Raw genomic sequence first — 11,787 nt, 5'->3', positions numbered from 1 at the left:
TTATGACTGCACCAAGTTGGAATTTATCCATCGCTTATCAAGATTTAAATGATGCTAAGATCACACAAGATATTGAGCTGATTCAGCAGTGTATTCAAGTTCTCAATCAACACGTTGATCGCCGCGATTTAACGGCAGTGATGCAAAATGCGATTCAAACCAAAGAAGCGGCTGGGAAGTTATTAGCCACTATCAACACTTTTGCTCAATGTCATGCTTCGATTGATGCCATCAATCCTGATGCGAAGTCATTAATTGGTAAGTTGGCGAAATTAAGCTCACAGTTATCACAAGCCTATACACCATACCAAGATACCTTGGCGAATGCGCCCTTAGAGTACATCCAAGAAGTGCTCGATCACGATAGTGGTGATGTGTATGGACAGGCCTTTTTAATTGCTTGTGATAGAAAAATTGCCGACACCAAGTTAAGCGTGGCAGAGGAGCAACTGCTTGCCGCGATGCAAGTGGATGGGCGAGATGCTTGGAGTAGGATGTACGACAACATTACTGGCTCGCTACAGATCACACTCGATGATGGCCAAACGATAGGTTTTTCGCAAGCAGCAAGTTTGCTCTATGGTACTGATTTTGAGAAGCAACAATCGGCGTGGCGTGGTATTCAAGAGGCAATGGCGACCCACCAAGAGAGTTTTGCTGCCATTTTAAATGCACTGGCGGGTTGGCGTCTTAGTGAATATCAAAAACGCTCTTCTCAGTACAGCGTCCATTTTCTCGATCCAAGCTTGCATCAAAGCCGTATTCTGCCGGATACCTTAGATGCGATGATGGAGACGACACTCGCTCATCGTGATATCGGGCAAAAAGCTGGGCGCTTAATGGCGAAAGTGCATGGGTTAGAACAAATGCAACCATGGAACCATATGGCTGGTATGCCAAGCTTAGATGGCGATGCGGAGCAAACTTACACATTCGATGCAGCTATTGAAGTGATCAAACAAGCATTCTCGGAAGTCGATCAAGAGATGGCGGACTTTGTTGACTTGATGGTAGAAAATGGTTGGATTGATGCTGAGCCAACACCAAATCGTCGTTTAGGTGCTTATTGTACCAAGTTTGCCGCTACCCGTACGCCACTGGTCTTTATGACTTGGGGTGGCAGTCGTTCAGATCTGATGACGCTTGCTCATGAATTAGGCCATGCGTTCCATAACTGGGTGATGCGCGATATGCCGCTGTGTCAAACTCGTTATCCAATGACGTTGGCTGAAACGGCCTCTATTTTTGCAGAAAACATCGTCCGTGATTCGCTACTAGCTAAGGCTCAAACTCGCGAACAAAAATTGGAAATGTTGTGGGAAGAGCTCTCTTCTTCCTATGCGTTATTGGTCAACATTCCGGTCCGCTATCAATTTGAAAAACGTTTTTACCAACAGCGCCAAGAAGGCGAGCTGAGTGCTGAGCAGCTATGCCAGTTAATGGATGAAACGTGGCGCGAGTGGTATGGCGATTCAATGAGCGAAAGCGATCCGTATTTTTGGGCGAGCAAATTGCATTTCTCTATTTCAGAAGTGAGCTTCTACAATTATCCGTATCTATTTGGTTACTTGTTCAGTAAAGGCGTTTACGCGCAAAGAGAAAGCAAGGGGAGTCGCTTCTATCCTGACTACGTGCAGTTATTACGTGATACCGGCTCAATGATGGCGGAAGACGTGGTTGAGCGTCACTTGGCGATGGATTTAACACAGGCCGATTTTTGGCGTCAGAGCCTGCAAATGGTTGAAGATAAAGTATCGCAATTTGAGGCGTTGCTCGCGCAAGGTGAGTAAACTCGCTAAGGAATCCGCCTTAGATCAACAAATTACCATTTTATCTTATGGTACTATCGTTTAGCCGAGTGATTGCTCGGCTATTTTGTACAGCACTCGCTTTCTTCTCTACGTGTTCCTCGGGCTGCGTAGCGTGGCAATGTTTGTTTTTTCGATGAAGCACGTAATTTCTATCCATAAGTGCGACCGCAGCGACAAAACTTGCTAGAACATTTTATTAACATACCGCTGTGCAATAAAGGAGTAGCGCATGACGAAGAAATTATTTCGGCAATCTTTTCTTTTTGACAGCTTAGACTTAGAAAACGATATGATTCCTGCTGAATCTATCGTGGCTTCGGGTACACGATTTAAACTGCATCAACGTGGTGTGTTGGAAGTGATTCCTGCTCGCCTTGATGTTGATAGTAAGCATATTGTTATCTCGTGTGGTGTTCATGGTGATGAAACCGCCCCGATGGAGTTAGTTGATCGGATTATTGAAGACATCGAGACAGGGTTTCAACCAGTTAAAGAGCGGTTGCTGTTTATTATTGCTCACCCTGAAGCGACCAATGCGCACACTCGTAGTATTGAAACTAATTTGAATCGACTGTTTGATGCCAAGCGCCACGAGCCAAGCAAAGAGCTTGATATTGCTGATATGCTCAAGCAACAGGTGAGTGAGTTTTTCACTGGTACGCAAGATGAGCAGCGTTGGCACTTTGATCTGCACTGCGCCATTCGCCAGTCTAAGCACTATACTTTTGCCGTTAGCCCAAAAGCTCGACATCCTGTTCGTAGTCGAGAGTTGATGGATTTTGTCTGCAGTGCACATCTAGAAGCGCTGCTGTTTTCTAACGCGCCATCAAGTACGTTTAGTTGGTTTAGCGCTGAGAACTTTGCTGCGCAAGCGCTGACGGTTGAACTGGGTAGCGCGGCGAGAATTGGTGACAATGACCTGAAAAAGTTGATTGCTTTTGACCTCGCATTACGTGACTTGATTAGTGCGAGCGAGGCAGAGCATTTACCGCGTAAGCCGGTAATGTATCGTGTCAGTCGTACCATTGTTCGTATTCATGATGATTTTGATTTCTTATTTGGCGATGATGTTGAAAACTTTACCAGCTTTAAGCACGGTGAAGTCTTTGGCCATGATGGGCAAAAACCGTTAATGGCGAAAAACGAAGAGGAAGCGATCGTTTTTCCAAATCGCCATGTTGAAATCGGCCAACGAGCGGCATTAATGATCTGTCCAGTTCAAGTTCGTTATGAAGATGGACAAATCGTCTACGATTAGTCGCTAAACATCTAAAATTTCTTTCTATTTAAATGGCTTAACGGTATCGTTAGGCCATTATTTTTTCTCGATATTTTGTATTCGATACGGATAAGCACCTCTCTACGCTATGGACTTTACTCAACTTCTGGCTCGCAAACATAAACGATGGCAACGCACGATAGGTTGGGTGGTTTTTGCGCTAATTTCTATCAGCTCGCTCTACCTTATGGTGGGAGAACTGTTCATCAATCCGTTCAACTCTCTTTCATCCCTTGAGCAACAATTGATGACACAATTGCGCTTACCACGACTATTGGCGGCGATTGCCATTGGTGCCTCTTTAGCGGTTTCAGGCGCCGTATTGCAAGTTTTGCTTGGTAATGTTTTAGCGGAGCCGGGGGTACTCGGTATCTCTGGCGGCGCCAGTGTGATGATGGTATTGCTGCTGTTTTTTCTGCCAGCATTCGCCACCCCAATCGGGTTTATGTTCGCCGCGATTCTTGGAGCATTAGCGTTTACCTTGTTACTGGTTGTGATGACCAGAGCACTGCGCTTAACCACAACGCGTTTGCTGCTGGTAGGTGTTGCGCTTGGTATTCTCGCTGGGGCAGTTGTCACCTGGGCATTCTATTTTAGTGACGATTTAAGTCTTAGAATTTTGATGTACTGGTTGATGGGTAGCATCGGCGGTACCAGTTGGTATCAACACATTTTGACTTTAGTGATGATCCCAGTTCTAGTATGGCTGTGCTGCAAAGGTGCTTTGCTTGATAAGTTAATGATGGGCGAAACCCACGCCAAGCAACTTGGTATTGATGTTGAAAGCATGCGCTGGAAGTTGATTTTAGCGGTTTCAGTGTTAGTCGGTTGTACTGTTGCATTAGGCGGTGTGATCAGCTTTGTTGGTTTAGTGGTTCCACATTTACTCCGTTTAGCATTAGGCAGTGAAAACCGCTATCTATTGCCGATTTCAGCGTTAACTGGCGCGCTGCTGGTGGTGTTTGCTGATTTGATCGCGCGAACAGCGTTGAGTGCCGGTGAATTGCCATTGGGTGTCGTAACAACCTCAATTGGTGCGCCAATATTTATCTGGATGCTGGTGAAAAATCATGATTCTCGTTAATTCGCTCTGTGTCGGTTCACGACTGCTCCCTTTATCTTTTCATGCTGAACCCGGTGAGATAGTGCATGTGATTGGCCCAAATGGCAGTGGCAAAAGCACACTTTTAGCTGCGGTGGCCGGCCTATTGGAATCGACAGGTGAAACAACCATTGCTGATCTCCCTGTTAATCAAGCATCGATTTCGCAGTTAGCGGATTATCGCGCTTTTCTCGCGCAATCAGACCGTCCGGCTTTCAACTTAGAAGTGTCGCATTATCTGTCGTTATCGATTCCTGCCCACGCGAAATTTAAGCTCAATGAAGTTGAAGAAGCGGTACTTGAGTTAGCGGAGATCTTGCAGCTAGAGGATAAGTTACATCGAAGTATTCACCAGCTATCAGGTGGTGAATGGCAACGGGTAAGACTGTGTGCCATTTGTTTACAAATCTGGCCAACGCTGAATCCCTTTGCCAAGGTGCTGATTTTGGATGAACCAGCAGCGCCGCTCGATATTGGTCAAGAAGCGTTGTTGTATCAACTGATTGATCGGGTTGCAGCGATGGGATTGACTGTTTTGATGTCTAATCACGATTTGAACCGAACCTTAAAACATGCCGATAAAGCCTTGTTGTTAGAACAAGGGGTGATGAATGCATTTGGTCCGGTAAATGAAGTGCTGGGTCCTGAGCGGTTGTCAGCGGTGTTTAACACTCGCGTGGAAAGAGTGGAACTAGAAGATAAGAGCATTTTATTGTTTGATTGATGGTGTACTGCAGCTCACATAGAGGATTAGCGCGTTAATTCAGATCCAAGCGATATTCGATACAGTCCAGAGTTTCGCCCTGTACTTGGGTGAATTTTGCTAGGCGATGATGCGCTTTAAAGCCTTGTGAAGTGAGAACTTTCTGCGAAGCGATATTGGTCACGGAAGCGAGGGCAACCAAACGTTTTAGCTTGAGTATTTTTGCTTGCTCAATCATGAGCTTCACTCCTTTTTTCGCCAGCCCTTTCTTTACCCACGGCTTACCGAGTCGATAACCAAGAAAGGCTTTTCCTTGGTGAATGTTGGCAAGGTTGACCCGCCCAACGAGATTGTTGTGACGATCGAGCAATAACGTTGAATAGGCTCTGTTTAGAGTCTGATCGAGCAGCAGTTCGGCGATATGGGTTTGCACCCCAAGTAGGGTATAGAAATCCTCTTCACGTGGTGTGATGTGCAGTTCAAACCAACCACGATTTTTTTGCTCGAATGCCAGTAATGTCGGAGCGTGTTCCATGGTAAGAGGGATGAGTTTCACGATTAAATCCATGTGACGGGCTTGCTCACTGTCTGTTTACTGCTTTTCATGTCTGCACTTAAAAATAAAGCCACCCGAGGGCAGCTTTAGTCTATCTGTTACTTTGTCAGTTGCGCGAGGTCAGCCGGACGGTAGTAAACCGATTTTAGTACCTTACCTTGACGGATGGTCTTCGCGTCTGAGACGAAGTCTTCTGCACACTTCGCAATGATGTAATCGCCTTTAGTTACGGCCATTAATTTAATACCTTGCTCTGCGTAAAAAGCTTCAGTTTCTGCATACTCTTTTTCGTTACGGCACACTTTGCTCATGTTGCTTGAGTGTACTTCATCCCAACAAGGTAGGAAGTCGATTCCGCGGTTCACCGCAACGTTAAGTAGCAGGTCGATTAGGTAGCTGATCGCAAGGTTGTCTTCAACTTTGTCGTTGCCAAGGTGCACAAGGCGGCCCATCAAAACGTAAACGCTGTCGATGATCGCGTCTGCTTGTTCAGTTTTATTGTCCGCTTCCGCAAGTTCTGTCAATTCTTCGATCGCCAGTGAGGTGTGCAGCGTGTCGGCTTTAGCGTCTAGGCTTTCTGGCGCAGCAACGGGTAGGTCGAAAGTGCTACGGAATTCGTTAATATCACGGTAAAGGTGATCGAAAATTTCTTGAGTCAGTTTTGATAAATACATGCGCTTAAATCCGGCAATAACAAATATCGCGCAATATTAGCAAACGCATGCACTCCTCGCCATGGTTCGACGCGAATTAGCCAATTGATCGAGTAAGAAATCACACATTCGTCAGCACCAAGAGCTGATGCTGACGATAGAGAAGGAATTAACTAAATAAGTAAGGAAAGAGCTGTTTGCGCTCTTCGCTGGTAAGTGCGCCAACACGGGCAATATTGGTTTCTGGAATCGCTTCCGGATCTGGGTAATGTTTGAGTACTTTTGCCATGCTTTCTTCGCGGATCAGGTGGAAAACCGGCACCGGTGATCGATTGGTTAAATTGGAGTCATCGTCAGGCTCACAATCGGCAAAACAGTAATCGGGATGGAAGGTCGCGACTTGGAAAATACCATCCCAACCTTGTTGGCGGATCAAGCCTTCAACCCAATCAATGAACAGGTTGTAGTCCCAAAAGTCCGCGAGCATATTTGGCACGGCGACCAGTGTTGTTTCCAGTTCGTTTACTGGGGTTTGGTCGAGCCTTAAGAGCTGGTTAAAGATGTCTTCCAATAAAGCTTCGTCGGTTGTTGCTTGGCTAACAAAAATTTCAATCTGTTTGTTGCGCTGCGGCTTTGCTGCAAAAGGGCAAAGGTTTAATCCAATAACGACATCGTTGAGCCATTGATTGACTTGCAAAGCAATGTCTGGCTGTTGAGTTGAGTGTGGGCAATTCATCGTGCTTCCTGATATTTGCATGCCTTTTGATTTTTTATAATGGCATGAGGCTAGTTTTACCGCGCAATGATACCAGATTTCGCCAGTTGGTTTTTAGGTTTCGTTTGTAGGCGCAGGCAGAGCCAAAATATCAATAGGTAGAGTACACTACCGGCAAGGATGACTGCTGCCCAGCCGCCATGTTGCCAGCTGTAGATTAAATAGAACCCGCCTAAACTGCCTCCAATGTAATAGTGCACCAAGTAAAGTGCGGTTGCCGTCGCTTTAGCTCGTTTCGCTTTCTGACTCACCCATGCATAAGCAAGAGTATGGGTAAAGAATGCGCCAAAACTGATCAGCAACAATCCCATGACCATCCAGATAAGTTGATCAAAGTAGGCCATGAGCATCCCAAGTAAACTGATGGTGGTTCCAAGCATCATCCCGTGAATGGCTGAATAGTGGCTGTTCCATGTTGCAGTGAGTTTGGAGCTTAATGTACCCGCCAGATAACAGAGAAAGATCATCGAGGCGATACCAATCGGTAATTGATGAGGGGGCGCGACCAAGCGAAACGCCATCACGGAATAGAGGTTAACAAATAGGGCAAAGTTGAGGCCACCAATCAACATCGCCAGCCAGATGGTACGATTGCGAAGGTGGGAAAGTAGTGCGCGATTGTGATAACGAAGCATCCCTTTCTGCGCTTTAAAATGACGCTGATGCGGCAATAAGCCGAACACGATAAAGGCACCGATTATGGTTAAAATAGCCATAGTAATGACGGCTGATTGCCAACCTAGATGTTCGGTTAACATCCCACCTAGGATTCGACCACTAATACCGCCCAGTGAATTGGCTGCGATGTAAGTGCCAATCGCTTGACTAAAGGCTTTTGGGCTGAGCTCTTCTACCATGTAAGCCACTGCCACAGAAGCGAAAGCGGCTAATGCGATGCCCATTACTGCACGCAGTAATACCAAACCGATCAATGAATCAGTAAACAACATAGCAAGGCTGATAACAGGCAAAACGAGTAGCCCAAACAACATCACATTTCGTCGCCCAAAGCGCTCAGAGCCCACCGCCCAAGGAACTAATGAAATTGAAAGGGCGAGGGTGGTCGCAGCAAAAATCCAATTGACCTGAGTTTCAGATACGGCAAAGTGGTTAGCCATATAGGGCAGCATGGGCTGAAACAGGTATAAGTTACAGAAAATCAAAAATGAGCCAAGTGCTAGACTTAGCGTGACTTTTTGATACTGCGGTGTGCGACATTCGATCATGGGACTTCTGATTTATCGTTGTGGTTGTGATCAAATTAGCAGCGAGATGGGAATAAATAAAATATATTAAAAATATCACCTTAATATAATTTGTATATCATGAATTCAAAACAGCTCAAGCATTTTGTTACCGTAGCGGAATTTGGTCATTTTACTCATGCCGCCAAAGCGTTACATATTGCCCAACCCGCTCTGAGTATCTCGATCAAAAAGTTTGAGCAAACACTTGGCATGGAATTGTTTCGTCGAGAAGAAAGGCGCGTCGAACTCACCGATGAAGGGCGTGTGTTATTGGAGCATGCTAAACGGGTATTGCAACAAATCGAAGATGCAAAGCTGGCAATGGATGAATTGAAAGGGTTGGAGAAAGGGGAAGTAAGATTAGGTGCACCCAGTATGATGGGGTCCTATTTTTTTCCGCAGGTGTTAATGGCGTTTAAAAGCCGTTACCCCAATTTAAAGTTGGTGCTGATTGATGCAGGTACTAGCTCCATTCGCCAAATGTTATTGGATGGGGAACTTGATATTGGTGTGATCAATCAAGATAACGTACCCGACGATCTAGAAACCGATCACCTGCTCAGCTCGGAAATGGTGGCGGTGGTTGGCCGGGAGCATCCTTTTGCTGACTATAGTTCGCTACGCTTTGATGATTTTTTCCAACAAGAACTGGTGATGTTTAAAGATGGCTACTTTCACCGTGACTATATCGAAGCAAAGGCAAAGGAGCACAATCATCAACTACAGTGTGCGTTTGAAACCAACCTATTACCTCTGATCTTGAGTATCGTGCGGCGTGAATTTGCGATTACCGCTTTGCTAGAATTAGTTACCCATCATGAATCTGACGTGGTGGGTATTCCTTTTGAGCAACCCGTAAAACTCGACTTAGCGTTGGCGTGGCGCAAAGATGGCTATCTCTCGATTGCCGATCGCACCTTTATCGAATTTGTAAAAAGTTTTACTTTGAATGAGCCGATAGCGGTTGGTGAATAGATAAAAGAGCCGCGAGCGGCTCTTTTGTCGTTGGAATGTATGATCTGTTTTGGAGCGAGGTTAGCCCATAAACTTGCTTGCGAAGTTGCCAATGTTGGTCACGCTTGAAGCGGCCATCACCACCACAATCGTTACACCAATCGCCGTTAGGTACATTGGGTGTTTGTAGTCACCAATGATGTCTTTGCGGCGTGTTGCAGCTAGTACCATGCCAAGAACGATAGGCAGGATGATACTGTTCACCAGACCGGCTAGCATCAGCAGTAAAATTGGCATGTTCATCGTTACTGTGCCAAGGCTAGTGACTAGGATAAATGCCACACACCATGCTTTTTCATTGCGAGCAACCGTTGGGAATAAGGTTTTGATCAGTGAGATAGCCATGTAAGAGTTGCCGACTACCGAAGTAATTGACGCGACAAACAGTACCAAACCAAAGATGAAGTAACCTGTTTCACCGGCACCTTGACGGAAAGCATCTGCTGCTGGGTTTGAGCTATCAAGTACCGCTCCTGCTGAGATAACGCCAAACACGGCCAAGAACAGTAAAATACGAATCACAACCGCGATTGAAATACCTGCCCAAGCCGCCGTTTTGATTGAAGGAATGTTTTCTTTACCTTGCAAGCCTATATCAACTAGGCGTTGTGCGCCCGTGTAGTAACCGCCGACCGCGCCACCAACGATGGTAAGCGTTGGCAAAAGAAGGCTACTAAAATCAGAAGGCATCACCGCGGCTGTTAGCGTTTCACCCATTGGTGGAAGGCTGGTCATAGCGACGTAAGCGATAAGGATAATCATGAATAGGCCAAGGTAGCGCGCCATTTGGTCCATGCGTTTCGACGCGTTGTGCACGACGAAAAGTAAGCTACCAACCAGACCGGTAAACAATGCTCCCCAAGTCGTATCAATGCCGGTTAGCACATTAATGCCTAGAGCCGCACCACTGACGTTACCAAAGTTGAATGCGACTGCACCAAGTGCCAGTAGAATACCAACAGCGTAACCCATACCCGGAGCCACTTTGTTCGCAATATCTTGGATGCGTAGACCAGATACGCCAACAATGCGCCACAAGTTCATCACAATACCAAAAGTGATAAACATTGAAGCGAAAACAGGGAAGGCCATGTCGACTTTGTAGATGTTGGTAAATACAGCCGTTTGCGTAAGGAAACCTGGACCCACAGAAGTGGTTGCCATTAAGAATGCTACGCTAAGAATTGCTTTAGATTGCCAAGATGTTTGGCTGTCGTTTGACGCTGGAGCTGAGGTAGTTTGTGTAGTCATGCCGAATCTCAAATTTGTTGTCTCTCTACTTTTAAAAAATAGAAACACAACTGACCGAGATCAGCTGAATCTGTGCTGGTAATACTTTGTAAAACAAGTGGTTTTTTCAAACCCTTTACTTGCTGGCGGCGGATATTAAAGAGCTAAGTGACACTTGTCAACACTTGTTTTGTTGTTTAAGAAGATAAATTTACGATCGTATTTAAACTTCAATTATTGCTATTACGCTGGGTGCATATTGACCTTGCCTAAGATGATAATGCTTATGCTACCGAGTGAGTAAAGAACGATAGCATGTGAAGTGGCTCTCTAACTCAGGTCTTTCTAGTAGCTCAATAGTCGAGAGCGAGTTATCAAGCTTTAAGGTGTTAAATCAACCACCAAATCAAACAGAGCATATTAAGGAGTTTATCTATGCCAAGAACCTTCGATGTTATCGGTGCCCCCTTTAATCAACTGGGTTGTTACCCAACGAGTGAAAATACGGTAGAGGGGCTACGACGATTGAATGAAGGTTCATGGATGGGGCTAACGGAGTGGATGGCGGTGAGGAATCAGCGTTGGGGGGCTGATATACGCGACCTCGGAGATGTACAACCGACGCAAAAAGTCCTTGATATGATCGCGCAGGCGCAAAAAGAGTTGGCCCTCAAACATTATTGTGATGAGCTAAAAAATAAAGTGATAGCGTCGTATCAGAACCAGCGTGTGCCAATCACTCTGGGTGGCGATCATTCTATCGCCGTGGGCACTGTTCAAGCGGCATTAGAGTATTATCAAAAACAACAGGGTAAGCGAGTGGCGGTGATCTGGGTGGATGCTCACGCCGATTGTAATAACAGTCTGGCCAGCAATTTACATGGTAAGCCTTTGGCGCTATTGATGGACCAATATTCTCACAATGGTTGGCAAGTAGAGCCAGCATTGGCACTCAACCCTCGTGATGTGTATTACGTGGCGGTCCGTGATTTAATGCCTAACGAGCATCAATTGATGCAGCGCTATGACATGGTCAATTTCGATATGGCGATGATTGAATCGTTGGGTATTGATTGGGTGCTGAAACAATTGCTCGCTAAGGTTGAACAAGAGTATGACCATGTTTATTTGTCGTTTGATTACGACGCGTTAGATGGCAGCGTATTCCGATCCTGTGCGACGCCAAATGTGGGGGGCTTGAGCGCAAGGGAAGCGTTGCATTTAGTCTATGGAATCGCTCAGCACCCTAAGTTTATCGGCGCGGATTTTGTTGAATACTTACCAGAAAAAGAGGGTGAAGAGGTTTCAAAAGAGCTGATGATTAAGCTGATTGATGCGGTATGGGGGTTTAGAGCGTAGGTAACGAGTTGCGTTGGCTAAAACAAAAATGGGTGGAAATTCCACCCATTTAAATTCC

General features: G+C 45.8%; 11 protein-coding genes. 6 read left to right on the top strand and 5 right to left on the bottom strand.

Annotation, left to right across the window (positions count from 1 at the left end; all coding sequences use genetic code 11):
* Window positions 1-2: 2 nt before the first annotated feature.
* From RJD38_RS14515 to btuD, 4 genes are all read left to right on the top strand, one after another.
* On the top strand, window positions 3-1,790 hold the full coding sequence (locus tag RJD38_RS14515; RefSeq protein ID WP_065545283.1) for a M3 family oligoendopeptidase: 1,788 nt from the start codon (window positions 3-5) through the stop codon (window positions 1,788-1,790).
* Window positions 1,791-2,040: 250 nt separating this feature from the next.
* Window positions 2,041-3,069, top strand: coding sequence for a succinylglutamate desuccinylase (locus RJD38_RS14510; RefSeq protein ID WP_065430331.1), 1,029 nt, complete (start codon window positions 2,041-2,043; stop codon window positions 3,067-3,069).
* Window positions 3,070-3,178: 109 nt separating this feature from the next.
* Window positions 3,179-4,174 (top strand): vitamin B12 ABC transporter permease BtuC, encoded by a 996-nt coding sequence (btuC, locus tag RJD38_RS14505; RefSeq protein ID WP_009387281.1) that lies wholly within the window; start codon window positions 3,179-3,181, stop codon window positions 4,172-4,174.
* Window positions 4,161-4,916 carry a vitamin B12 ABC transporter ATP-binding protein BtuD gene (btuD, locus tag RJD38_RS14500; protein WP_065430332.1) on the top strand — a complete coding sequence of 252 codons (756 nt, stop codon included), beginning with the start codon at window positions 4,161-4,163 and terminating at the stop codon, window positions 4,914-4,916. The genes btuC and btuD overlap by 14 nt, the downstream gene beginning before the upstream one ends.
* Before the next feature lie 34 nt (window positions 4,917-4,950).
* On the opposite strand, the gene RJD38_RS14495 is transcribed toward btuD, so the two are convergent.
* From RJD38_RS14495 to RJD38_RS14480, 4 genes are all read right to left on the bottom strand, one after another.
* Window positions 4,951-5,463: a GNAT family N-acetyltransferase gene (locus RJD38_RS14495; protein WP_065430333.1), complete on the bottom strand. Its 513-nt coding sequence runs from the start codon at window positions 5,461-5,463 to the stop codon at window positions 4,951-4,953.
* Window positions 5,464-5,549: 86 nt separating this feature from the next.
* On the bottom strand, window positions 5,550-6,125 hold the full coding sequence (locus RJD38_RS14490) for a nucleoside triphosphate pyrophosphohydrolase family protein (RefSeq protein ID WP_005597526.1): 576 nt from the start codon (window positions 6,123-6,125) through the stop codon (window positions 5,550-5,552).
* A gap of 148 nt (window positions 6,126-6,273) precedes the next feature.
* Window positions 6,274-6,840, bottom strand: coding sequence for a DUF1415 domain-containing protein (locus RJD38_RS14485; RefSeq protein WP_065430334.1), 567 nt, complete (start codon window positions 6,838-6,840; stop codon window positions 6,274-6,276).
* Window positions 6,841-6,896: 56 nt separating this feature from the next.
* A complete protein-coding gene (locus RJD38_RS14480; protein ID WP_065430335.1) occupies window positions 6,897-8,105 on the bottom strand; it encodes an MFS transporter in 1,209 nt (402 codons plus the stop codon).
* 99 nt (window positions 8,106-8,204) lie between these two features.
* Here RJD38_RS14480 and RJD38_RS14475 point away from each other — a divergent pair, with 99 nt between their 5' ends.
* The gene (locus RJD38_RS14475; RefSeq protein WP_005597520.1) at window positions 8,205-9,101 is read left to right on the top strand and encodes a LysR family transcriptional regulator; all 897 of its coding nucleotides are present in this window, start codon (window positions 8,205-8,207) and stop codon (window positions 9,099-9,101) included.
* A gap of 60 nt (window positions 9,102-9,161) precedes the next feature.
* Here RJD38_RS14475 and RJD38_RS14470 read toward each other — a convergent pair whose 3' ends face one another.
* A complete protein-coding gene (locus RJD38_RS14470; RefSeq protein WP_065430336.1) occupies window positions 9,162-10,391 on the bottom strand; it encodes an NRAMP family divalent metal transporter in 1,230 nt (409 codons plus the stop codon).
* A 414-nt stretch (window positions 10,392-10,805) separates the two neighbouring features.
* On the opposite strand from RJD38_RS14470, the gene RJD38_RS14465 reads away from it, so the two are divergent.
* Window positions 10,806-11,729, top strand: coding sequence for an arginase family protein (locus RJD38_RS14465; RefSeq protein ID WP_065430337.1), 924 nt, complete (start codon window positions 10,806-10,808; stop codon window positions 11,727-11,729).
* Window positions 11,730-11,787: the final 58 nt, after the last annotated feature.

Source organism: Vibrio scophthalmi (assembly GCF_040869025.1).
In the GTDB taxonomy this organism is placed as follows: Bacteria; Pseudomonadota; Gammaproteobacteria; order Enterobacterales; family Vibrionaceae; genus Vibrio; species Vibrio scophthalmi.
This window is presented reverse-complemented; position numbering and strand designations above follow the sequence as displayed.